Annotated in this window: 21 protein-coding genes; 7 read left to right on the top strand and 14 right to left on the bottom strand. The window is 63.5% G+C overall.

Annotation, left to right across the window (positions count from 1 at the left end):
* Positions 1 to 49: 49 nt before the first annotated feature.
* Positions 50 to 838, bottom strand: a complete 789-nt coding sequence (locus NKJ18_RS09050; RefSeq protein ID WP_352758115.1) for a L,D-transpeptidase — start codon at positions 836 to 838, stop codon at positions 50 to 52.
* 198 nt (positions 839 to 1,036) lie between these two features.
* Between NKJ18_RS09050 and NKJ18_RS09045 the strand changes: the two genes are divergently transcribed.
* Positions 1,037 to 2,509, top strand: coding sequence for an MATE family efflux transporter (locus tag NKJ18_RS09045; protein ID WP_352758114.1), 1,473 nt, complete (start codon positions 1,037 to 1,039; stop codon positions 2,507 to 2,509).
* Positions 2,510 to 2,512: 3 nt separating this feature from the next.
* Here NKJ18_RS09045 and NKJ18_RS09040 read toward each other — a convergent pair whose 3' ends face one another.
* On the bottom strand, positions 2,513 to 3,721 hold the full coding sequence (locus tag NKJ18_RS09040) for an MFS transporter (protein WP_023682119.1): 1,209 nt from the start codon (positions 3,719 to 3,721) through the stop codon (positions 2,513 to 2,515).
* 153 nt (positions 3,722 to 3,874) lie between these two features.
* On the opposite strand from NKJ18_RS09040, the gene NKJ18_RS09035 reads away from it, so the two are divergent.
* Entirely contained in the window at positions 3,875 to 4,450 is a 576-nt protein-coding gene (locus NKJ18_RS09035) for a TMEM175 family protein (RefSeq protein WP_023682120.1), read from the top strand.
* A gap of 12 nt (positions 4,451 to 4,462) precedes the next feature.
* Here NKJ18_RS09035 and NKJ18_RS09030 read toward each other — a convergent pair whose 3' ends face one another.
* Positions 4,463 to 4,744 (bottom strand): hypothetical protein, encoded by a 282-nt coding sequence (locus tag NKJ18_RS09030; protein WP_023668298.1) that lies wholly within the window; start codon positions 4,742 to 4,744, stop codon positions 4,463 to 4,465.
* A gap of 131 nt (positions 4,745 to 4,875) precedes the next feature.
* Here NKJ18_RS09030 and NKJ18_RS09025 point away from each other — a divergent pair, with 131 nt between their 5' ends.
* Entirely contained in the window at positions 4,876 to 5,742 is an 867-nt protein-coding gene (locus NKJ18_RS09025) for an SDR family NAD(P)-dependent oxidoreductase (RefSeq protein ID WP_023682121.1), read from the top strand.
* Between the two features lie 26 nt (positions 5,743 to 5,768).
* On the opposite strand, the gene NKJ18_RS09020 is transcribed toward NKJ18_RS09025, so the two are convergent.
* From NKJ18_RS09020 to NKJ18_RS09010, 3 genes are all read right to left on the bottom strand, one after another.
* Positions 5,769 to 6,200 (bottom strand): low affinity iron permease family protein, encoded by a 432-nt coding sequence (locus tag NKJ18_RS09020; RefSeq protein WP_023750938.1) that lies wholly within the window; start codon positions 6,198 to 6,200, stop codon positions 5,769 to 5,771.
* A 382-nt stretch (positions 6,201 to 6,582) separates the two neighbouring features.
* Positions 6,583 to 7,224 (bottom strand): LbetaH domain-containing protein, encoded by a 642-nt coding sequence (locus NKJ18_RS09015; RefSeq protein ID WP_023733062.1) that lies wholly within the window; start codon positions 7,222 to 7,224, stop codon positions 6,583 to 6,585.
* A 60-nt stretch (positions 7,225 to 7,284) separates the two neighbouring features.
* On the bottom strand, positions 7,285 to 7,803 hold the full coding sequence (locus NKJ18_RS09010; RefSeq protein ID WP_023753104.1) for a CreA family protein: 519 nt from the start codon (positions 7,801 to 7,803) through the stop codon (positions 7,285 to 7,287).
* A gap of 182 nt (positions 7,804 to 7,985) precedes the next feature.
* Here NKJ18_RS09010 and NKJ18_RS09005 point away from each other — a divergent pair, with 182 nt between their 5' ends.
* From NKJ18_RS09005 to NKJ18_RS08995, 3 genes are all read left to right on the top strand, one after another.
* Positions 7,986 to 8,561, top strand: a complete 576-nt coding sequence (locus NKJ18_RS09005; protein WP_023697009.1) for an SCO family protein — start codon at positions 7,986 to 7,988, stop codon at positions 8,559 to 8,561.
* Positions 8,562 to 8,643: 82 nt separating this feature from the next.
* Positions 8,644 to 9,516: a 50S ribosomal protein L11 methyltransferase gene (locus tag NKJ18_RS09000; protein WP_023733063.1), complete on the top strand. Its 873-nt coding sequence runs from the start codon at positions 8,644 to 8,646 to the stop codon at positions 9,514 to 9,516.
* A 105-nt stretch (positions 9,517 to 9,621) separates the two neighbouring features.
* Positions 9,622 to 11,466 (top strand): aminopeptidase P family protein, encoded by a 1,845-nt coding sequence (locus tag NKJ18_RS08995; RefSeq protein WP_023753103.1) that lies wholly within the window; start codon positions 9,622 to 9,624, stop codon positions 11,464 to 11,466.
* A 155-nt stretch (positions 11,467 to 11,621) separates the two neighbouring features.
* Here the strand turns inward: NKJ18_RS08995 and NKJ18_RS08990 are convergent, their stop codons facing one another.
* Both NKJ18_RS08990 and NKJ18_RS08985 read right to left on the bottom strand, forming a co-directional pair.
* Complete coding sequence (locus NKJ18_RS08990; protein ID WP_023741691.1) at positions 11,622 to 11,918, bottom strand: AzlD family protein; 297 nt, start codon at positions 11,916 to 11,918, stop codon at positions 11,622 to 11,624.
* Positions 11,915 to 12,643 (bottom strand): AzlC family ABC transporter permease, encoded by a 729-nt coding sequence (locus NKJ18_RS08985; protein ID WP_023668289.1) that lies wholly within the window; start codon positions 12,641 to 12,643, stop codon positions 11,915 to 11,917. The genes NKJ18_RS08990 and NKJ18_RS08985 overlap by 4 nt, the downstream gene beginning before the upstream one ends.
* Before the next feature lie 116 nt (positions 12,644 to 12,759).
* On the opposite strand from NKJ18_RS08985, the gene NKJ18_RS08980 reads away from it, so the two are divergent.
* Positions 12,760 to 13,518 (top strand): SDR family NAD(P)-dependent oxidoreductase, encoded by a 759-nt coding sequence (locus tag NKJ18_RS08980; RefSeq protein WP_352519885.1) that lies wholly within the window; start codon positions 12,760 to 12,762, stop codon positions 13,516 to 13,518.
* A 22-nt stretch (positions 13,519 to 13,540) separates the two neighbouring features.
* Here the strand turns inward: NKJ18_RS08980 and NKJ18_RS08975 are convergent, their stop codons facing one another.
* The 6 genes from NKJ18_RS08975 to ftsZ all read right to left on the bottom strand — a co-directional run bounded on the left by NKJ18_RS08975 (position 13,541) and on the right by ftsZ (position 22,453).
* Positions 13,541 to 14,236 carry a DUF2461 domain-containing protein gene (locus tag NKJ18_RS08975; RefSeq protein WP_023682130.1) on the bottom strand — a complete coding sequence of 232 codons (696 nt, stop codon included), beginning with the start codon at positions 14,234 to 14,236 and terminating at the stop codon, positions 13,541 to 13,543.
* A complete protein-coding gene (gene ligA, locus NKJ18_RS08970; protein WP_352758113.1) occupies positions 14,233 to 16,437 on the bottom strand; it encodes an NAD-dependent DNA ligase LigA in 2,205 nt (734 codons plus the stop codon). The genes NKJ18_RS08975 and ligA overlap by 4 nt, the downstream gene beginning before the upstream one ends.
* A 111-nt stretch (positions 16,438 to 16,548) precedes the next feature.
* The gene (recN, locus tag NKJ18_RS08965; protein ID WP_023829250.1) at positions 16,549 to 18,222 is read right to left on the bottom strand and encodes a DNA repair protein RecN; all 1,674 of its coding nucleotides are present in this window, start codon (positions 18,220 to 18,222) and stop codon (positions 16,549 to 16,551) included.
* A gap of 220 nt (positions 18,223 to 18,442) precedes the next feature.
* Positions 18,443 to 19,312, bottom strand: a complete 870-nt coding sequence (locus NKJ18_RS08960) for an outer membrane protein assembly factor BamD (protein ID WP_023668284.1) — start codon at positions 19,310 to 19,312, stop codon at positions 18,443 to 18,445.
* A gap of 263 nt (positions 19,313 to 19,575) precedes the next feature.
* Positions 19,576 to 20,523, bottom strand: coding sequence for a UDP-3-O-acyl-N-acetylglucosamine deacetylase (gene lpxC, locus NKJ18_RS08955; protein WP_023668283.1), 948 nt, complete (start codon positions 20,521 to 20,523; stop codon positions 19,576 to 19,578).
* Between the two features lie 271 nt (positions 20,524 to 20,794).
* Positions 20,795 to 22,453 (bottom strand): cell division protein FtsZ, encoded by a 1,659-nt coding sequence (ftsZ, locus tag NKJ18_RS08950; protein WP_352758112.1) that lies wholly within the window; start codon positions 22,451 to 22,453, stop codon positions 20,795 to 20,797.
* Positions 22,454 to 22,505 lie beyond the last annotated feature (52 nt).

Here is a 22,505-nt window from a genome sequence, read left to right as displayed (position 1 = left end):
GCGTCCGCCTCTAAACGTTTGTCGGCGATCAGCGATGCCGTGAAGGCACCTATTTCAAAATCTCCGCATCCCTTGGCACGCCGGCATCGATCGGCTCGGCGGTCCGGCTCGACACGGCCATGATCTTGCCTGCGGCCGACAGGTTCGGGCGCACATAGACCTGGGCTACGCCGTTGACCCGGCTGTAGAGGTCGATAATGTCCTGGTTCATGAAGCGCACGCAGCCCGACGACGCGTTCTTGCCGATGGAATCCCATTCCGGCGTGCCGTGCAGCCGGTACATCGTGTCCTTGCCGTCGCGGAACAGATAGAGCGCACGCGCGCCGAGCGGGCTCTGCGGTCCCGGCGGCATGCCGTCCTTATATTTCGCCAGTTCCGGCCGGCGCTGGATCATTTCGGGCGGCGGCGTCCACACCGGCCATTTCTTGCGCGCCTGGATCACGGCGCTGCCGGTCCAGCCAAACCCGGCCTTGCCGAGGCTGACGCCATAGCGCATTGCCTTGCTGCCGTCGCGCACCAGATAGAGAAAATGCTCGGATGTATCGACGACGATCGTGCCGGGTTTTTCGCCGGTCGGATCGTCCACGATCTGGCGCACGAACTTCGGATCGAGCTTGGCCACGGGGATTGCCGGCAATGAAAAGCCCTCATCGACGCGCGCCGAATACATGGTGGCGGCATCGCCCAGAGCCGGTTCGGGCGCCGGAGCGGGCGTTGGCGGCACCACGACGTCGGTCGTGGTGCAGGCTGAAAGCGCCATGGAAGCGGCACCCAAAGCGGATATTCCAAGAAACGCGCGCCGGTTCAGGCGCTCGGAAAAAAGCGGATTGTCGGACATGATCCCCCCAGCCTATTCATCATATCCAACAGGATATGCGACCCCACGCGGCGACGACCCATATCCCATTCCGAATGTTTTGAGAACTGATTAGCTTGAAGCCGCCAGGTGGCATGTTCCAATGCCGCATCGACCTTGTCCGTCAAATCGGCGATCATTGCCGGGCGGACTTTGAGATGAACCTTCGCCGAACAGCCCATGGACGAAAAAATACCACCGCGCCGGCGCACCGGCGACCTGACCAGCGGCCCGATTCCGCGCACGCTGCTTTTGTTCGCTCTGCCGGTGCTCGGCTCCAATGTGCTGCAGTCGCTCAACGGTTCGATCAACGCTGTCTGGGTCGGCCGCTTCCTCGGTGAATCGGCGCTGACCGCCACCTCCAACGCCAATCTGGTTCTGTTCCTGATTCTTGGCACCGTATTCGGCATCGGCATGGCCGCCACCATCCTGGTGGCGCAATCGGTCGGCGCCCGCGACCTGCCCGAGGCGCGGCGCATCGTCGGCACCAGCGCCAGCTTCTTCTTCCTCGTCTCGGCTATCTTCGCCGTCTGCGGCTGGATCTGGGTCGACGCCATCCTCAACACACTGGGCACCCCGCCCGATGCGCTGCCGCTGGCGCGCTCCTATCTGCGTATCATCTTCGTCGCCGTGCCGATGATGAACCTTCTGTCCTTCGTCATGACGGTGCTGCGCGGTGCGGGTGATTCGCGCACGCCATTCTTCTTCATGGCGCTCGCGGTCGTGATCGACATCATCCTCAATCCGCTGCTCATTCGCGGCATCGGCCCCTTCCCCGAACTCGGCATCGCCGGCTCCGCCACCTCGACGCTGATCGGCCAGACGGTGAGCGTGATCGCCATCCTCGTCGTGCTTTATGCCAAAAAGCATCCGTTGCGGCTCGCCGGCGCGAACCTCGCTCTGCTGCGGCCGGATCCGGCGCTGCTCAGGATCGTCGTCTTCAAGGGCGTGCCGATGGGCCTGCAGATGATCGTCATTTCGGCGGCGGCGCTGACCGTGATGGGCATCGTCAACTCCTACGGCTCGCAGGTCGCCGCCGCCTACGGCATCGCGGCGCAGCTGTGGACCTATATCCAGATGCCTGCACTGGCGATCGGAGCCGCAGTCTCGTCGATGGCGGCCCAGAATGTCGGCGCCGGGCGCTGGGACCGCATCGGTCGCATCGCGGCGTCCGGCGTCGGCTTCAACCTGGTGCTCACCGGCGCCCTGGTGGCGCTGCTGTTCCTCTTCGACAGGCCGGTGCTCGGCCTGTTCCTTAGCCGCGACAGCACCGCAATCGACATTGCAGCCCACATCAACAAGGTGGCGTCCTGGTCGTTCATCCTGTTCGGCGTCACCATCGTGCTGTTCGCCACCGTGCGCGCCACCGGTGCCGTGATGCCGCCGCTGATCATTCTGGTGATTTCCGTGCTGGTCGTGCGTACCGGCTTTGCCTACTTCTTCAGGAGCTACATCGGCGAGGAAGCGCTGTGGTGGAGTTTTCCGGCGGGATCGATCACCTCGCTGGTGCTGGCCGCCGCCTATTATCGCTTCGGCCGCTGGCGCACCATGCACATGATCGAGGACCGGCCGGCCGCCGGCGAGCCGCCCGACACCGGCCTCGGCATCCCGCGCGGACGGGCAAACATGGCGCCCGAGACGCCAAACGGGTGAGGCTCAGCGCGCGTATTTGACGCCGAACCCCAGCGCTACGACAGAGAACAGCGTGATCATGCCGGCGAAGGCCAGGCTTGCCGTCGTCGGAGTGGCCCAACTCGACAGCAGCCCAATGCCGATCACCGGCAGCGCATTGCCGCAGAAGCAGCAGATGAAGAACGCCGACACCAATTCGGCGCGACGCTCGGCAGGTGCGATCTGGCTCACCACCTGCAGGCCGCCGCGATAGCCGAGCGCCGCCGCCACGCCGCACACAGCGGTGGCGGCAACCATCAGGGACATCGACGCGAAAAACTGAGCAGCAACCATCAGCCCTACGGCCGGGATCATCAGCGCCAGCGCGGCCAGCATGCCGGCGCGACTGGACAGTCGGGTCGTGGCCAGAATGGTCGCGGCCGCAACGATCGACAGTTCAAAGAACAGCCCGCCGGCCTCGGCATGGTTGGCCACATGCAGCTGCTGCGCCAGGATGCTCGGCGCCAGGGCTGCATAGAAGCCGACCAGCGCCATGGCGCCGAAGCCGGTGACGGCCGGCGCCACGAAAGCGGCGCGGATATCAGCGGGCACCGACAGCCGCGGCCGCAGCGAAACGTCGGCCAGCCTTCCCGGCCGCGAAACGGTTTCCCTGGTGCGCCAGATCAACAGCGTCACCACCACGAGCAAGGCAAGATAGACCGCAAACGTTAGTCTCAACGGCCAGGGCGCATATTCGGCGAGCAGGCCCGATGCCAGCGCGCCGAGGCCAAGGCCAACGAAGTTGGTGCTGGTGGCGATGATTGCCGCGCGCGATTTGTCCTTACCCTCGATCAATTCGGCAAGCCAGGCCGTGCCGGTTCCCGCGCCGACGCCGATGCCAAGGCCGCTCAATATGCGGGCGACATCGAGCCATGCGACGTTCTCGGCCAACAGGAACACCAGCGCGCTGACCACCGCTATGGCCATCGACGCCAGCGCCGCAGGACGGCGGCCAATGCCGTCGGACAAGCGCCCGAACATCAGCAATGCGCCGAGATTGCCGACGACATAGACGGCGTAGACCAGCGTCAGCGTGATCTGCGAGAAACCGAAGGCCTGCTTGTAGATGACGTAAAGCGGCGTCAGCACCGTGCTGCCGGCGAACAGAGCGGCGATCATGGCGGCAACCGCGGCCATCGCGGGCCGGCCATCGAGTCCGTTGTCGCGCGTTATGGTCTCGGCATAGCTGGTCATGGCAACCTCCGGCCAATCGCCCAACGCCCAATTGCGCCCCAACGTCCATGTAAGGATGGCCGTTCCACGCGCCGAACTTCATCCTGACAACCTTGTCAGGATGGTCTTGCCCGAAATCCTCGCTTAACGTCTTTCCATCGAGAAGGAGAATCCATGGGAAAAGGCAGAGTCGAGGCATTCACCGATGGGGTGGTCGCCATCATCATCACCATCATGGTGCTGGAGCTGAAAGTGCCCCATGGGGAGGATTTTTCAGCGCTTCTGCCGCTGTGGCCGATCTTTTTCAGCTATGTCTTGTCGTTCATCAATGTCGGTATCTACTGGAACAATCTGCACAACATGTTCCACACCGTCCAAAGGGTCGACGGCCGCGTGCTGTGGGCCAACCTCAACCTTCTGTTCTGGTTGTCGCTGATGCCGGCGACGACGGCCTTCATGGGCGAGAACCATTTCGCGCCGGTCCCCGTCGCCGTCTATGGCATCGACCTGGTGCTGTGCGCGGTCGCCTACACCTTTCTCGCCACCAAGCTGCACCATTTGCACGGCAACGACACCGCCTTCGCCAAGGCGCTGGGCAATGACCGCAAGGGCAAGATCTCGGTGGCCCTCTACGCCGCCGCCGTCCCGCTTGCCTTCGTCAACCAATGGATCGGCGTTGCGATCTTCGTGCTGGTGGCCGCCGTCTGGTTCGTTCCGGACACGCGTTTTTCGCGGGTGCTGGAAAAGTAGCGTAGGACGCCTCTACTTGCGCATCGCCTTCAGCTTTTCGGCAACCGACGCGGCTAGGTCGGCATAGCGCTCCTCCAGCCGCTCGGCCGCCTTGATGATCGAAAAATCATGGCCGAATTTTTCCAGCGCCATGCGCAATTTCTCGACGAACTCGGCCTGTTTTTCGAGTGCCGAAAACAAGGTCTTCACCTGCGCTTCGCTTATGTCCGGATTGGCAAGCATCTGTGGCACCTCGCGGCCCATCTGGTCGCCGGTGGCGGTCTGCTCCTTCAGGATCGCAACCCAGTCGGTCAATCGGCAGTCTCCTGTTCAGCCGCAGCATGCACAGCCGCCGTTGATGCGGTCAACCCGAACACGCGGGACGGCCTTGCACGATGCGCGTCCCGCGCTAAGTTCGGCGCCACCCGAACCCTAGGAAAAAGATCATGACCTCCGACGCCGAAATCCAATCCGCTTTGCCCGCCCTCAGCCGAGGCAACGTCGCCGTCATCACCGGGGGCGCCAGCGGCATAGGGCTTGCCGCCGCCAAAAGGCTGGCGGCTATGGGCATGAGACTGGTGCTGGCCGACATTGGCGGCGCGCGCCTCGATGCGGCCCGCCAGGCAGTCGCCGCGATCGCCGGCGAGAATGCCGTGCTTGCGGTCGCCACAGACGTCTCGAAGGCCGACGAACTCGGCCGGCTGGCGGAAAAGACGCATGCCGCTTTCGGCGCCGTATCGCTGCTGATGAACAATGCCGGCGTCGGCAACAATCCGGGAAAACCGTGGGAGAACGGCGACGCCTGGAAGCGGCTGATCGACATCAATTTCTGGGGCGTCGTACATGGCGTCGAGGCCTTTGCGCCGGCCATGCTGGCCTCCGGAGAGCCGGGCCTGATCATCAACACCGGCTCCAAGCAAGGCATCACCACGCCACCCGGCAATCTCGCCTACAACGTATCCAAATCGGCATTGAAGACGTTCACCGAAGGCCTGGCGCACGCATTGCGCAACGAGCCGGGCGCGAAGGTCGCGGCGCATCTTCTCATTCCCGGCTTCACCTTCACCGGCCTCACCGAAGGAGCGGTCGAAAAACCCGCTGGCGCCTGGACCGGCGAGCAGGTGGTCGACTTCATGCTGGCTTCGCTGGCGCGCGGGGACTTCTACATCCTGTGCCCCGACAATGAGGTGATGCGGCCGACCGATGAAAAGCGCATGGCCTGGGCGATCGGCGACATCATCGAGAACCGGCCTGCTCTCTCGCGCTGGCACCCCGACCATAAGGACGCTTTCGCGGCCTTTATGGGAAACTGATCGTCGAACTCAGCCAAAGCCGAGACTCAGGCGGGCGCGCGTTTTTTCGCGGTGCGCTTTTGCGCGACGGCCTTCTTGCCCGCCAGTTCGGCGAGCTCGTGGTCATGGCGTTTTGCCGCCCGCTCGCATTTGTCTCTGATCTCCTCGACCTCGGATTCGGTCAGGTGCTCGATGCCGATGAAATGATTGTGGCCCTCGCTGACGCGGATCAGTTCGTCGAGCTTGGCCTGAACCGCGGCGCCGTCGCGGTTCTGGGTGTTCTGAATCAGGAACACCATCAAAAAGGTGATGATCGTCGTTCCCGTGTTGATGACGAGCTGCCACGTATCGGAGAAGCCGAAGAATGGCCCGCTTACCGCCCAGACGATAACGATGGCGCAACAGGCGATGAAAGTCGGCGGCAGGCCCGCCAAGTGCGAAACGGTGTTGGCGATTCTGGTAAACAGCTTTTCGATCATTCACATCCTCAACCGTTCAAAGCGCGACGAGCTGACCAAGGCCGCATTCATCGCTCCAACAATAAACAACCGGCAGCCGCTTCCGGTTCCCTGTCGCAGAGGGCATCGCTGGTGCAATTGTATGCACGCCAAAGGCGCAGCGCCGTGAAAAGCCGCCTTATCGGTTTGTTGCCATTAGTCACCATGCAGGCCAAAACCTGTTCGTTCCGCTTCACGGCGGATTTGTCTCCAAGCCCCTTCCGCTGCGCCACCCCCGCATGGCGGAAGGGGTCCGTTGCGTTGCCGCAGACCGGCGGAACTCTTCCCGACACGTGCCGTTCAGAATTTTGGCGCCAGGATTTCGGCCAGCCAGTCGATGAAACCGCGCACGCGCGGCGAGCTCTCAGGAATGCTCTTGCTCCCAACGATCGAGGAAATCCTCAATCGGCAAGGCCTGCATGTCGGGAACCGCTTTGGCGAGTTTCTCCGGCGGCCAGTCCCACCAGGCAAGGCTTTCGATCCGCGCCGCGATCTCGGAGGGAAAGCGCATGCGCAACGGCTTCGCCGGTACGCCGGCGACGATTGTGTAGGCCGGCACATCCCGCGTCACCACCGAATTGGCGCCGATGATGGCGCCATTGCCGATGCTGATCTCGGGCATGATGACGGCGCCATGGCCGATCCAGACATCATTGCCGATGCCGACCGCCTTGGCCTGCCGCCGCGCGCGGAACGCCGCGTCGACGCCCAGCCAGCGGAAATACTCGTTCGGCCGGTAGCTGAGCTTGTGCTGCGTGATCCGCTCGATCGGATGCTCCAAGGCATTGATGCGGCTGTTGGCGGCGATCGAGCAGAATTTTCCGATCGTCGTGTAGATCGCCTCGGCGTGGCGCTCGAAATAGGAGAAATCGCCGACATTGACCTCGCGCAGCACCACCCGTTCGCCGATCGAGGCATAGCGGCCAAGCTTGCACGCTTTCAGCTCCGCGGTCGAATGGATGCGCGGCTCGGGATCTTTCAGGACGAGGTTTTCGGTACGGTCCATCTGGCGGATTTACCCCCGCGCAATTGCGGAAGCAATTGTCGCGTTGCGCCCGGAGGATCGTTATTTCGGCTTGCCGCCGGTCCACACCACGTTCTGGCCGAACAGCGGCACGGTCGTCACCGACATTTTCGCCGAGCCGTCCTGCACTTGGCGCGAATGCGAGAGATAGATCAGCGTCTCGTTCTTCTTGTCGTAGATGCGGTTCACCACCTGCTTCTTCCAGATCAGGCTGATGCCTTGCTTGAACACCTCTTCGCCGCCCTCGCTCATGTCGATGTCGCCGATGGTGATCGGCCCGGTCTGGCGGCAGGAGATCGAGGAATCAGACGGATCCTCGAACCAGTTGCCCTTGTGCAGCCGGTCGATGACGCTGCGGTCGAAATAGGAGACATGGCAGGTCACGCCGTCGATCTTGGGATCCTTGATCGCCTCGACGATGATGTCGTTGCCGACCCAATCGACGCCGACCTTGCCGACTTCCTCTGCCGCTGCGGCACCGGCGCCAAGGGCAATGCATGCGGCCAGCGCGCCGCCGATCAGTTTCTGCCCAATCCGTCTCTGCCCAGTCCGTCTTTGCAAGGGAGCCTCCTCAGGTTCAGTTTGCCGGTCTCAGGTGGGATAAGGGCCAGCTGTTTGCAAGGTAGCGCCCAGCCCGGTTGCGGCAACGCGGCATCTTTGCCTTGCCCCCTGCGACCGGCTAAGACTGCCGGCAGAGAGGCGCCGATCCGGCGCTCGATGATTTCTGCTACGGACAATTCCTGATGATGCGTTCAATTCTGGTCGGCATTCTCGTTCTGATGGCGGCGGGCATCGGCTGGCTCACCTTTGACTTCTATCGCGGCCACTATGGTGGCGAACCGTATGGCGCGCCATTCACGCTGGTCGACCAGAAAGGCGCGCCAATCACCGAAGCCGCCTTCCGGGGAAAACCCAGCATCGTCTTCTTCGGCTTCACCCATTGCCCGGAAGTCTGCCCGACCACTTTGTTCGAAATGGCCGGCTGGCTGAAGACGCTGGGCGACGACGGCAAGAACCTCAACGCCTACTTCGTTACCGTCGATCCAGAGCGCGACACGCCGCCTGTGATGAACACTTACGTCAGCAATTTCTCCGACCGCATCGTCGGCATATCGGGCGATCCCGACAAGGTGCACGCCATGGCGAAGTCCTTCAACATCTACTGGAAGAAGGTCGACACCGGCGACGGCGATTATACGATGGACCACACCGCCTCGGCGCTGCTGCTCAATGCCAAGGGCGAGTTTTCGGGCACCATCGCCTATGGCGAAAGCGCCGATACCGCGATTGCCAAGCTGAAGCGGCTGGCAGCAGGCTAGGCATGATCCCTAAATGTGGAATCCGGTTTTCTCGGACAGAAAAGTGTTGTCCAGAGATCATGCTCAAGCAAGAGACCAACTGATGGGTCAGACCAGGCTCCACTTCATCGCTGGGAAGATCGAGGCCGACCGCATATTTGCCGCGCTCGAGCCGGCTTTCGAGGATGAAGGCCTGCCGATCGCCGTGCTCGAAGTCGATGAAGACCGCGACATCTATGAGGTTTCGCTCTACACCGACGGCAATGTCGACGCGGTTGAGGCGCGGCTAAAAGACAGCCTTGTGGGACTGTCCCTGTCGAAGCCGATCGAGCGCGAGGTTTTGCCCGACATCGACTGGGTGGCGCGCTCGCTGGAGGGACTGAAGCCGGTGCGCGCCGGACGTTTCTTCGTCCATGGCGCGCATGACCGCCGGAAGCGCCACAGCGGCGAACTCGCCATCGAGATCGAGGCCGGCCTTGCCTTCGGCACCGGCCATCACGGCACCACGGCCGGCTGCCTCGAAATGCTGGAACGGGTCGTGCGCCGCGAACGTCCCAGGAATGCCCTCGACCTCGGCACCGGCAGCGCGGTGCTGGCAATCGCCGTCGCCAAACTGGCGCATATTCCGGTGCTGGCGACCGACATCGATCCGATCGCCGTCAGGGTCGCCGCCGCCAATGCCCGCCTCAACCACGTCAAGGCGCTGGTTGAAACGGTGACGGCGCCCGGCTTCCACCACCCGATCTTCGGCAAGCGCGCGCCTTTCGACCTCATCGTCGCCAACATATTGGCGCGGCCGCTGATGCGGCTGGCGCCTGAGATGGCCAGGCACATCAGCCTCGGCGGCTCGATCGTGTTGTCCGGCATCCTCGAGCGCCAATGCAATGCGGTGATCTCGGCCTATGTCGGCCAGAATTTCCGGCATGTCAGGACCCTGCATCGCGAAGGCTGGGTGACGATCCACCTGAAGCACTGAGACGCAACGCGCTTTGGACCAATCCGAGCCTGTTGCGATTGGCGAAAATCGATTCCGGTTTTCCGGGTCATGCGCTACGGTCGCGCCCGATACAGGAGGCATACCATGTTCCAGACCTTCGATTCCGCAGGCGACCCCAGCGTCGGCAAGCCGCGCGTGACGTTGCTGCGGCGATGGCTGGCGGATAATGGCCTCGACGGTTTCCTGGTGCCGCGCGCCGACGAGCACCAGGGCGAGTATGTCGCCGATCGCTCGGCGCGGCTGAAATGGTTGACCGGCTTCAGCGGCTCGGCGGGCGTAGCACTTGTGCAGCGTGACCGCGCCTTCATGTTCGTCGATGGCCGCTATACCTTGCAAGTGCGCCACGAGGTCGATCTCGACATTTTTGCGATCGAGAGTCTCGTCGACAACCCGCCGGCCTCCTGGATCAAGGACAATCTCGGCAAGGGCGCCAGGCTTGGCTTCGACCCGTGGCTGCACACGATCGCTGAGGTCAAGGCGCTGAAAACCTCGGCCGAGCAATCCGGCGCGACGCTGGTGCCGCTCGACAGGAACCCGATCGACATCATCTGGAAGGATCAGCCGGCGCCGCCCGTGGCGCCGGTCGAAATCCACCCGATCGGCTTTGCCGGGGAACTCGCCAAGGACAAGCTGGCGCGGCTGGTGGCGGCAATCGGCAAGGAGGGCGCGACGCACGCCGTGCTCACCGACCCCTCCTCGATCGCCTGGGCCTTCAACATCCGTGGCGGTGACGTGCCGCACACGCCGCTGGCGCTCGGCTTCGCGATCCCTGCCGCCGACGGCAAGCACCAGCTGTTCATGGACCAGCGCAAGTTTTCGCGCACGGTCGCCGCCTATCTCACCCAACTCGCCGATCTGCACGAGCCCGGCGAATTCGAGGCGGCGGTCGTTACCCTTGCCAAGGGCGGCGCCAAGATCGCGCTCGACCCGGTGCTGGCGGCGGAGAAGCTGAGAATGCTGGTCGAGGACAATGGCGGCGCATTTGTTTCAGCGGCCGATCCCGCCCGCATTCCGCGCGCCACCAAGAACCAGGCGGAAATCGCCGGCAGCCGCGCCGCGCACCGCCGAGACGGGGCGGCCGTGGCGAAACTGCTGTGCTGGCTGGAACGGCAAAAGCCGGGCACGCTCGACGAAATAACCGTTGTCACCAAGTTGGAGGAGGTGCGCCGGCAGACCGGCGAGGAAACGCAGATGCCGCTGCGCGACGTCTCCTTCGACACCATTTCAGGCAGCGGTCCGAACGGCGCCATCATGCACTACCGCGTGTCGCGCGCCACCAACCGCGAGCTGGCAAAGGGCGAGCTGTTCCTGCTCGATTCCGGCGCCCAGTATCAGGACGGCACCACCGATATCACCCGCACGGTGCCGATCGGCCAGCCGACCGAGGAGATGCGCGAGCGCTTCACACTGGTGCTGAAAGGTATGATCGGCATTTCCACGCTGCGCTTTCCCGCCGGCACGCGCGGCTCGGAAATCGACGCGGTGGCGCGCATGGCGCTGTGGAAGCATGGCTGCGACTTTGCCCACGGCACCGGCCATGGCGTCGGCTCCTATCTGGCGGTGCACGAAGGGCCGCAGCGCATCGCCCGCACCGGCACCGAAAAGCTGCTGGCCGGCATGATGCTGTCCAACGAGCCCGGCTATTACAAGGAAGGCTCCTACGGCATCCGCATCGAGAACCTGATCCTGGTGACACCGGCTGAACAGGTGGAGGGCGGCGACATCGCCATGCACGGTTTCGAGACGCTGACGCTGGCGCCGATCGATATCAGGCTGATCCGCACCGACCTGTTGACGCGCGAGGAGTTGCACTGGCTGGATACTTACCATGCCTGGGTGCTGGCCGAGATCGGCCCGATGCTCGACGGCGAGACGCTGGCTTGGCTGGAGAAAGCGACAGCGCCGCTGCCGCACGACGCCAAGATCTGAAATGAGCTTCTTTCTCCCCGTCACTATACGGGGAGGTGAGGAGCGGTCCGCGAAGCGGACGAAAAGCCAATTGCTTGGCTTTTCGAGTGACGAACGCCCGCCAGGGCAATGAGCGGCGGCGCCGACAGTTCGAAACTGTTCCGCGCGCAGGCGCCCTATGCCACAAACTGCCGCGCGAGGACCAGCACCACCGCCCCGGCCAGAAACATCGCCATCAGGCCGCCGCGCAGCGAGACCACAGCGGCGACGACCAGCGCCGCCCATTCCGCCGGTCCGGCGCTAAGTGCGGCGGGCGCCACCAGCGTCGTCAACACTGCGGCCGGCACGGCATTCAAACCCGCCTCGACGCGTGGATGGATGTGGTCGAAGCGCGAGATCACCAGATGGCCGCCGACGCGGGTGAGATAGGTGGCGATCGCGCCGGCAATGATGATCCACAAGGTCGCGCTCATCGTTTTGCCTCCACACCGCTATGGTGCGGCGGCAGGATGACGGCCAGAAGCACGCCTGCAACGGCGCCGATGGAGACGTGCCATGGCGATCCCACAGTTTTGTAGGCAATGATCGACGCCGCGGCGCTGGCGATCACCACCGGCAGCCACAGTGGCCGGTTGCGAAAGCCCATGACCAGCCCGAGGAAATAGATCGGCAGCAGGAAGTCGATGCCGAGCGCATGCGTGTCCGGGATCAGCTTGCCGAACACCGCGCCCAGCGCGCTCTCGATCCCCCAGAACACATAGACCGGCAGGCCAAGCCCCATGTACCAGGCAAAGCCAACGGTCTCGCCGGCTTCGGCCTTACGCTCGGCCACCGCGAATTGCGGATCGGTGAGCACGAAATAGCCCAGCGCTTGGCTGATAACCGGCCAGTGCGCGATTCGCCGGCCGATGCTGGCGGAGTAAAGCACGTGACGGAAGTTTACGGCGAAGATCGACAGCACGATCAGCCATGGCGCGACATGCTGGCCGAACAATTCGATGCCGACCATCTGGCTGGCGCCGCCGAAGATCAGCGCGCTCATCAAGAAAGCTTCGAGAACGGAAAAGCCGTTGTCGACGGCGATGGCGCCGAACAGCAGCCCAAATGGCGCCGCGGCGACAACCACCGGCATCGACAGCCGCACGCCGTCCCAGAAGTCGCTGGCCACGGAATTTTCGCTTAAGGTCTCTGCCGACATGTCACATTCCCATCTCGCGCTGCTATGTAGGAGCCGGCGTTTGAAAAGTCAGACGAATTCGCTTGAGCCAACAAATCAGCGAAACTGATGTTGTAAAAACAAATGAGGGGGTTCGGATGATCGCTTATGACTTCACCGGCAGGCACGCGGTCGTCACCGGCGCCGGTGGCGGTATGGGCGAGGCGATCTCGCTGGCGCTGCTCGATGCCGGCGCCTCGGTCACCGCCATCGACGTCAAGCCGCGTCCGGCGTCGCTTGCCGCCTATGACGACCGGCTCACCTTTGCCCAGGGCGACCTCACCGACGCCGCCTTCGTCGAGCAGACCATCAATGCCGCGGGCCGCGAGCGCGGCGGCATCGATTATCTCGCCAATGTCGCAGGCGTGCTCTGGTTCGGTCGCGACAAATCGGCCCTCGAGATAGACCTCGATGTCTGGGATCAGGTCTTCAACATCAATCTGAAATCCTTCGTCCACACCGCGCGGGCGGTGGTTCCGCATATGCGGGCCGGCGGACGCGGCGGCGCCATGGTGCACTTCTCCACCATCCAGTGGTATCGCGGCGATCCGACCCCGCAGGATGCCTACCAGGCATCGAAGGCCGGCGTCTGTGCGCTGTCGAAGTCGCTCGCCATGCAGTTGGCGGGCGATGGCATCCGCTCCAATTCGATCTGCCCGGGAATGGCGTTGACGCCGCTGCAGGCGCGCTGGGACACCGAAGAGAAACGCGCGGCCGTTGCCAATTATGCGCCGCTCGGCCGCATCGGCACGCCGCAGGACATGGCCAATGCCGCGCTATTCCTGCTTTCCGATGCGGCAAGCTACATCACCGGCATCGAACTGGCAGTCGACGGCGGTCTTTTGATGCGGATGTAGCCGTGCAGTGCGCCGGGCTGATTTAGCTCCGCGGTGCCGTGCCCTGGATCGCCCTGCCCCAGTCAAGCAGCGGCTTGGCGCGCAAGGCGAAATCGACAAGCTCGTCGACCAGCGTCGGCGCGTGAATTCCAGCCGGATCGATCATGTGCTGGACATAGAAGTGCCGGTTGCGGATGGCGTCGACAAGATCGGGTTCGTTGACCTGCTCGAAGCCGCGCGGCGTGCGCTTCATGCGGCCCTCGGTTTCAAGTTCGAAGCCGTTTTTCTTCAGCGTTGAGAGCAGTTTTCGGAACTCGGCCGGCCGGGCGACGATCGCCTTGCGCATCGCCAGCAGCAGGGACGGCTCCGGATTCCACCAGGCGACATCGGCAAAGCAGCGGTCGATCCCGACATAGACGAAGAACACGCCCTGCTCCATCTTGGTGCCATCCGGCGACAGCATGGCCGACAAATGCTGGTTGTAGGGCCGCTTGTCCTTGGCGAAGCGCACGTCGCGGTTGATGCGAAACAGTGACTTCTTGCGGTCTCCGCGCAAGCCCAGACCCGCCGCCGCGAAGCGCTCGGTCAGCGTCTCGACCAGATCGCAGAACGGCTCATGCAACTCGCTGTCGTAAAGCGCGCGGTTTTCCTGGAACCATTCGCGGCTCTGGTGGAAGTCGAGCGCCTTGAGGAACGGTATGGCCTTTTGCCCGAACCCTTTGAACGAACCGGCGGTCATGCCTTGCCGACCCGTTGCAGCCATGTGTCCTCGTCGATGACTTCGACGCCGAGTTCGCTGGCCTGCTTCAGTTTGGAGCCAGCGCCCGGCCCGGCCACCAGCAGATCGGTCTTCGCCGACACCGAACCCGCCACCTTGGCGCCGAGCCGTTCGGCCATCGCCTTGGCTTCGGAGCGTGTCATCTTTTCCAGCGTGCCGGTGAAGACGATGGTCTTGCCGGCAACCTCGCTGTCGGTCGACACGGTGACGACATACGGCTTCGGCTTGACCTGTTCGAGCAGTCTGTCGAGCACGTCGTCATTGCGTTCATTGCCGAAGAAATCGCGCAACGCGTCGATCACCGTGTCGCCAATGCCGTTGATGGAGGGGAAGACGCTGTGCGGATCCTCAGCCGCCGCCGTTTCCTTGCCGACGCGGATCAGCTCCTCGATGGTCGAAAACGTCCGGGCAAGCACGGCCGCCGTCGTTTCGCCGATATGGCGGATGCCGAGTGCGAAGATGAAGCGGTCGAGCTCCGGCTCGCGGCGCGAATCGATGGCCGCGAACAGCTTGTCGAGGCCTTCATAATTGCGGTTCTCGACACCGCGCACATTCTTGCGCGCCTTGCCCGATGCCGCCTCGCGCAGCCTGGCCTGCTCCTCGCGCCGCTCGGCCAGCGCCCTGGTGACGGCCGGGCGGCGATCCCTGAGGGTGAAGATATCGGCGGCGGTCTTGACCAGTCCCGAATTGAAGAACAGGTCGATATTTTCGGCGCCCAGCCCCTCGATGTCGAGCGCGCCGCGCGACACGAAATGACGCAGCCGCTCCACAGCCTGCGCGGCGCAGATCAGCTCGCCGGTGCAGCGCCGGCGGGAATCCTCCTTGCCGGTCTTTTCGTTGATTTCGCGCGTCGCCGGCGAGCCGCAGACCGGACAAATGTGCGGGAATTCGTAAGGCACCGCATCAGCCGGCCGCTTGTCGACGACGACGCTGACGATCTGCGGAATGACATCGCCCGCCCGTTGTATGACAACCGTGTCACCGATGCGGACATCGATGCCGTCGCGAATCGGCAGGCCGTTGCTGTCGAAGCCCTTGATGTAGTCCTCATTGTGCAGCGTGACGTTTTCGACCACCACGCCGCCGACCGTGACCGGCGCCAGCCGCGCCACCGGCGCCAGCGTACCGGTACGACCGACCTGGATGTCGATCTTCTGCACCGTCGTCATCGCCTGTTCGGCCGGGAATTTGTGCGCAACGGCCCAGCGCGGCTCACCGGTGACAAAGCCCCAGCGACGCTGCAATTCCAGCTGGTCGACCTTGTAGACGACACCGTCGATGTCGTAGCCGAGCGACGAACGCAGCTCCTCGATCTTGTGGTAGTGCGCGATCAGCTCCTCGACAGACTTCGCCCGCACCATCAGCGGGCTGACCTTGAATCCCCATTCGGCGAATTTCTGCACCGAATCATATTGGGTCGGCGCCGGATCCGCTGTCGTGTAGCCCCAGGCATAGGCAAAAAATTTAAGATTGCGGCTGGCGGTGACGGACGCATCCTTCTGTCGCAAGGAGCCCGCTGCCGTGTTGCGCGGATTGACATAGTCCTGGCCGCCCACCGCCGCCGAGCGTACCTTCAGTGCCTCGAATTCCGCATAGGTCATGTAGACCTCGCCGCGGATCTCGATGGTCTCGGGCCAGCCCGATCCTTCCAGCTTGGCGGGGATGTCGGCGATGGTCCTGAGATTGGCGGTAATATCCTCGCCGACAGTGCCGTCGCCGCGCGTAGCACCCTGCACGAACACACCGCGTTCATAGCGCAGCGACGCCGACAGGCCGTCGATCTTCGGCTCGGCCGTAAACGCGATGTCGAGATCCTTGTCGCGGTCGAAGAAGCGCCGGCCACGCTCGATGAAATCGGTGACGTCCTCGTCTGTGTAGGCCTTGGCGAGGCTGAGCATCGGCACCGCATGGCGCACTTTGGCAAAGCCTTCCGCCGGCGCGGCGCCGACCCGCAGCGAGGGCGAATCCTCCCGCACCAGACCGGGAAACCGCTCCTCGATGGCAAGGTTGCGCCGCCGCAGCGCGTCATATTCCGCGTCCGTAATCGTCGGCGCGTCCTCGGCATGATAGCGCCGGTCATGACCGGCGATCTCCTCGGCCAGCCGCTGGAGCTCATCCGCGGCTTCGCTTTCGCTCAACGATTCGACTGGTTTTTCAGACATGCAGCGGTCCCTGGACAGTGGCGAGGCACCATAAATCAGGATTTCGGAAAAAGCATTCCTGAACAGCGGGATGGAGCCATATCCTGACTCAGTCCGAAAGCCTTGCGACGACTACGCTGCAGCAATATTCTCGCGCAGCAGCCGTTCGGCGGCTGCGCGCGCCTCTTCGGTGATGGTGGCGCCGGCCAGCATGCGCGCAATCTCTTCCTGGCGCGCCGCCCGGTCCATTTCGGCGATGCCGGTAGCGACCTTGTCCGAGCCGCCGGATTTGGAGATCAGGAAATGCGTGGCCGCGCGCGCCGCCACCTGCGGCGCATGCGTTACGGAAAGCACCTGCACACGCTTCGACAGTCTGGCCAGCCTTTGGCCGATCGCATCGGCCACGGCGCCGCCGACGCCGGTGTCGATCTCGTCGAAGACCAATGTCGGCGCCGAGCCACGGTCGGCCAGCGCCACCTTGAGCGCCAGCAGGAAGCGCGACAGCTCGCCGCCGGAGGCGACCTTCATCATCGGCCCAGGCCTGGTGCCGGGATTGGTGCGCACCCAGAACTCGACCTGGTCGATGCCTTCCTCCATGCGGTTCTCGCCATCGCTGGCCAGTTCGACGATGAACTCAGCCCGTTCCAGTTTCAGCGCCGGCAATTCGGCCATCACAGCCTTGGTCAGGCCGACCGCGGCCGCATGGCGAAGCGAGGACAGCTGGGCTGCGGAAATATCGTAGGCTTCGCGCGCCGCTGAGGCCTGCTTTTCCAAGAGATGCAGGCGCCCCTCGCCGGCATCAAGATCGGCGAGATCGGCGGACATGGTGTCGCGCAGTTGCGCCAGATCGTCGACGGCCACACTGTGCTTACGTGAGGCCGCACGCAGCGAAAACAGCCGCTCCTCCGCCTTCTCCAGCCGCTGCGGGTCGTATTCGGTAGCGCGCAGTGCCGCCTCGACGCCCGATTGCGCCGCATCCAGCGACAGCATCGCCTCGTCCAGCGACTTCACCACATCCTCGAGCAGTCCCGGCGCTTCGCTGGCCTTGCGCTGCAGGCGCCTCAACAGGCTGGCCAGTTGCGGCAGCGGCGAGGACGGGCCTGACAGCACATCCTGTGCGTCGTGTATTTCCGAGGCGATCTTTTCCGCCCGCATCATCGTTGCACGCAATTCCGCCAGCTGTGTCTCTTCGCCGGGCTGCGGATCGAGCTTTGCCAGTTCCGCCACCGAGGCCCTGAGATAATCGGCCTCGCGCGCCGCCGCCTCGACCTTGGCGCGGTGCCTGGCGAACTCCTGCTCGCAGCCGCGCCAGTAGCGCCACGCCTCGCCTGTCGCGCGGGCAGCGCCGAGATGACCGCCAAAACTGTCCAGCAATTCGCGATGCGCGCCAGGGTCGACCAGAGCCCGCTCGTCATGCTGGCCGTGGATCTCGACCAGCGCGTGGCCGATGTCCCGCATCAGGGTGACGCTGGACGGCTGGTCGTTGACGAAGACACGGGTGCGGCCATCCGCGGTCTGCAGCCGGCGCAGGATGATGTCGCCGTCATCCTCGATGGCGTTTTCGGCCAGCAGCGCGCGCACCGGGTGGTTGCGCGGCACATCGAAGACGGCAATGACCTGGCCCTGGGCCGCGCCGTGGCGCACCAGCGAGGCGTCGCCGCGCGCGCCAAGCGCCAGCGACAGCGCGTCGAGCAGGATGGATTTGCCGGCGCCGGTTTCACCGGTCAGCACGGAAAGGCCGGGCTGGAAGTCGATATCCAGCTTCTCGATCAGGACGATATCGCGGATCGACAGTCTGGAAAGCATCAGAACCCGGACCTCAAGCAATTCCAGGAAAAGTGCGTAGCGGTTTTCCGTCCGGAATTGCGTACAACAAAAAGTTAGGACGGTTCAGAGCCTCAATCAAACCACTGAACCGCTGTGTGAAGCGGCATGCGACCGATGGAGTCGCAGCGCCGCACTATCTTTTTGTTTGAGCGTCGGATCAATCCGAAAAGCGCGTTCCGCCTCAGTCGATGCTCGGGCGTCAGGCGCCGGTGATCAGCTTGCCGGCCTTGGATATCCACGATCCGGCATTCTCGCGCGGCTCAAGCCCGTTGCTCTGCAACAGCTTGTAGGTATCCTTGTACCATTGGCTGTCGGGATAATTGGTGCCGAGCACCGCAGCGGCGGTTTGCGCTTCCGAGGTCAAGCCCATCGCGTAGTAGCTTTCGGCCAGACGCGCCAGCGCCTCTTCGACATGGCGGGTGTTGGAATAGTTCTCGACCACGTTGCGGAAGCGCTTGACGGCAGCAATGTATTCGCGCCGCTCGAGATAATAGCGGCCGATCTGCATCTCTTTGCCGGCCAGCTGGTCATTGGCGAAACGGATCTTTTCCTTGGCGTCGTCGACATATTCCGACGTCGGCCAGCGCGTCACCAGATCCTGCATCGTCTGCACGGTCTGGCGTGCTTCCTTCTGATCCTGGGTGACGTCCTTGATCTGCTTGTAGTAGCTCAGCCCGATAATATACTGGGCGTAAGCCGCGTCGTCGGTCGACGGATAGAGCGTGAGATAGCGCTTGGCCGAGCCGATCGCTTCGTCATAACGGCCGGCGCGATAGTCGGCGAAGGCGCCCATCACCATCGATTTGCGGGCGAATTCCGAATAGGGGTGCTGGCGGTCGACGGCGTCGAACTTCTTGCTCGCCTCATCCAGGCGGCCGGCATTGAGATTGGCAAGGCCTTGATTGTAAAGGACGTCGGCCGGTTCGGTCTGGTCGACATAGGTCGACAGGTCGACGTCTTTCTCGGACGACATGCAGGCCGAGAGGAAGAGCGATGGCACAACCACCGAAAGCGCCAGGAAAACAGCCCGATACGGCGCTTTCGATTGACCAACTCGCTTGAAGAACATGATTGGATTGCGCCCTTTCGGCGTTAGTTCAATGCCTTTCGCATGGCGTTCCCTCAAAACTGATCCCCACTTTTGAGCGACATGCGCCTAACAGACGGCAGCAGCCATAAACCATAACTGCCTTGCCCAGCAACGCTATGTCTAGCCAATCGCACATTTTTGTGGCGGCTTGGTGTTGCCCCGAATGCTACGCACTTTCACTGGCCGGTGATGCTTTCGTGCAACACCGGCCAGCGTTCAGAAAGCCAGAAAATCGTTAAGAATCAGATCACCCAGGGCGCAAAGACAGGGCCGGTGACGGCGCTCATCTCGGCGGTGCGGCCGCGCTCGCGGCGCGTGGTCTCGACGACCTCGAAGGCCGAACGGTCGGACAGAAGCCGCCGCAAAGCGGCCGCATTCATCCGGTGACCGCCGCGATAGGAGCGGAAACAACCGATGAAACGGGCGCCGGCCAGCGCCAGATCGCCCATCGCGTCCATCGTCTTGTGGCGAGCGAACTCATTGGGGTAGCGCAGGCCGCCCATGTTGATCACCCGGTTGTCGTCGCCGATCACCAGCGAGTTCTCCAGCGAGGAGCCCAGCGCATAGCCGGCCGCCCACAGCCGCTCGACATCCTTCATGAAGCCGAAGGTGCGGGCGCGCGCGATATCCTGGCGAAAGATGTCGGGGTTGATGTCGGAGGCGAATAGCTGGCGGCCGATCGCCGGGCTTTCGAAATCGATCTCGACCTCGAAGCGCGTGCCGCTATAGGGCCTGAACTCGGCCCAGGACGCGCCATTCTCGATGCGGACGGGCTTGACCACCCTGATGTAGCGGCGCTTGACCGCCAGCGTCTCGATGCCGGCTTGGTCGATGGCTTCCACGAACGCCACCGCACTGCCATCGAGGATCGGAACCTCATGACCGTCGATCTCGATGACGATGTTGTCGATGCCGAGCCCGAAAAGCGTCGCCATCAGATGTTCGACGGTGGCGATATGCTCGCCTGCCGGATCGCCGAGCATGGTGCAGAGATCGGTCGCGCCGACTTCAGCAACCAGCGCGCGGAACTCGCGGCTCTCGCTTCCGTTCGAAAGGTGGAAGAGCACGCCGGTGTCGGCGTCCGCAGGGAGGAAATTGACGGTGACCGGTTTGCCGCTGTGAACGCCGGTACCGGTCAGCGTTGCACGCGATTTCAGTGTCGTCTGATAGTCTTGCAAGACAAACCCCATAGCCCAAACGCCTAAGTCCGCTTTAACCCAAAAGGCGCGGCTCTTTTTTATCGGCAGGCAGGGCCACTTCCCCGAATCCCAGCACACCGAAAGTGCTGCGGCAAAGATAATGGTCTGTCAGGGAGACTCCAAATCACGGTTTCTTACTCTGTGTAACCGCGACAGACCTTGAGCGTCACATCGTAACGCCTTGTTATTAAACCACTTTAAACGTTAACAGGCAGACAATCTCTCGTCTGCCTGTTAACAAGTGTTACATACCGTTAACGGCTCAGTTGGCCTGGCGGCGCAGGAAAGCCGGTATCTCCAGCTGGTCGTCTTCCTGGGTCGACCTGGTCTGCGGCGTCAACCGGCCCTGATCGTCGAGCTGGCCGCGGCGCGGCGCGTAAAGCTGCGGATCCTGGCTGGCAAGGCGGCGCATTTCCGGCGCCGCCTGGCGCAGTTTCGGTTCGCGCGGCTGTGCCGGCTGCAACCGGGCCGGCTCTTCTTCGCGGCGCGTCAGCCCGTTGGTGAGCCGCTTGAGCAGCCCCATCGGCCCGCTGTTTTCATGGTCGGCCGGACGGCCCTTGGCTTCCACCTCGGCCCGCACCACCGGCGGAAAATCCTCCACCCGCGGCATGCGCTGCGGTGCGGCAGCCACAGGCTGCGGCATTTCCCGCATCGGCGCCGGTTGCATCACCTGCTGCACGACAGGCTGCGGCTGGGCAGGCGGGGCCTGGAAGATCTTGCTCTGCGGGCGGAAATCTTCCGCCTGGGCCATCGGCGCCGGACGAGCCATTGCCGCCGCATTGGCCTCGGCAAGCTGGATCGCCTCGGCCACCGGATCGGCCGCGCGCTGCTCATAGGTCTGCTGCTGGACCGGTACCGGACGGCCTTCCGCCCCCGGAGCCGCTGGGCGGCTGACCGGCTTCTGCTGCGGCGGCACGGCCCGGATCGAGATCGGCGCCGCGGCGATTTCAGCTGCCGATTTGTCGATGCCGGTGGCGACCACCGAGACGCGGATGACGCCTTCGAGTTCCTCGTCGAAGGTGGCGCCGAGGATAATGTTGGCGTCCTGGTCGACTTCCTCGCGGATGCGGGTCGCGGCCTCGTCGACTTCGAACAGGGTCAGGTCGCGGCCGCCGGTGATCGAGATCAGCAGGCCCTTGGCGCCCCTCATCGAGGTCTCGTCGAGCAACGGATTGGCGATCGCCGCCTCGGCGGCGGCCATCGCGCGGCCCTCGCCCGAAGCTTCGCCGGTGCCCATCATCGCCTTGCCCATTTCGCGCATCACCGAACGCACGTCGGCGAAGTCGAGATTGATCAGGCCTTCCTTGACCATCAGGTCGGTGATGCAGGCAACACCGGAGTAGAGCACCTGGTCGGCCATGGCGAAGGCGTCGGCAAAGGTGGTTTTGTCATTCGCCAGCCGGAACAGGTTCTGGTTGGGGATGACGATCAGGGTATCGACACATTTCTGCAGCTCCTCGATGCCGAGATCCGCCGTCTTCATGCGGCGCTGGCCTTCGAAATGGAACGGCTTGGTGACGACGCCGACGGTGAGGATACCCCGTTCGCGCGCCGCGCGGGCAACCACGGGAGCCGCACCGGTTCCGGTGCCGCCACCCATACCGGCGGTGACGAAGCACATATGGGTGTTGGAGAGATGATCGATGATCTCATCGATGCACTCTTCCGCCGCCGCACGGCCCACTTCAGGCTGCGAGCCGGCGCCGAGCCCCTCGGTGACATGCGCGCCGAGCTGGATCAGCCGCTCGGCCTTCGACATGGTCAGCGCCTGTGCATCGGTGTTGGCCACGACGAACTCGACACCGCGCAAGCCCGCGGTGATCATGTTGTTGACGGCATTGCCGCCGCCGCCGCCGACACCGAATACGGTGATCCGCGGCTTGAGCTCGGTGATGTCCGGCTTTTGCAGATTGATCGTCATTGTCTCCGTCCTTTGCCTTTCCCGCCGCTTCGCCGCCGCGGCCGCCTATGGG

The organism is Mesorhizobium sp. M0217 (genome assembly GCF_040321955.1).
Classification (GTDB): Bacteria; Pseudomonadota; Alphaproteobacteria; order Rhizobiales; family Rhizobiaceae; genus Mesorhizobium.
The sequence above is the reverse complement of the archived record's forward strand: the minus strand, read 5'-3'. Positions and strand labels throughout refer to the sequence as shown.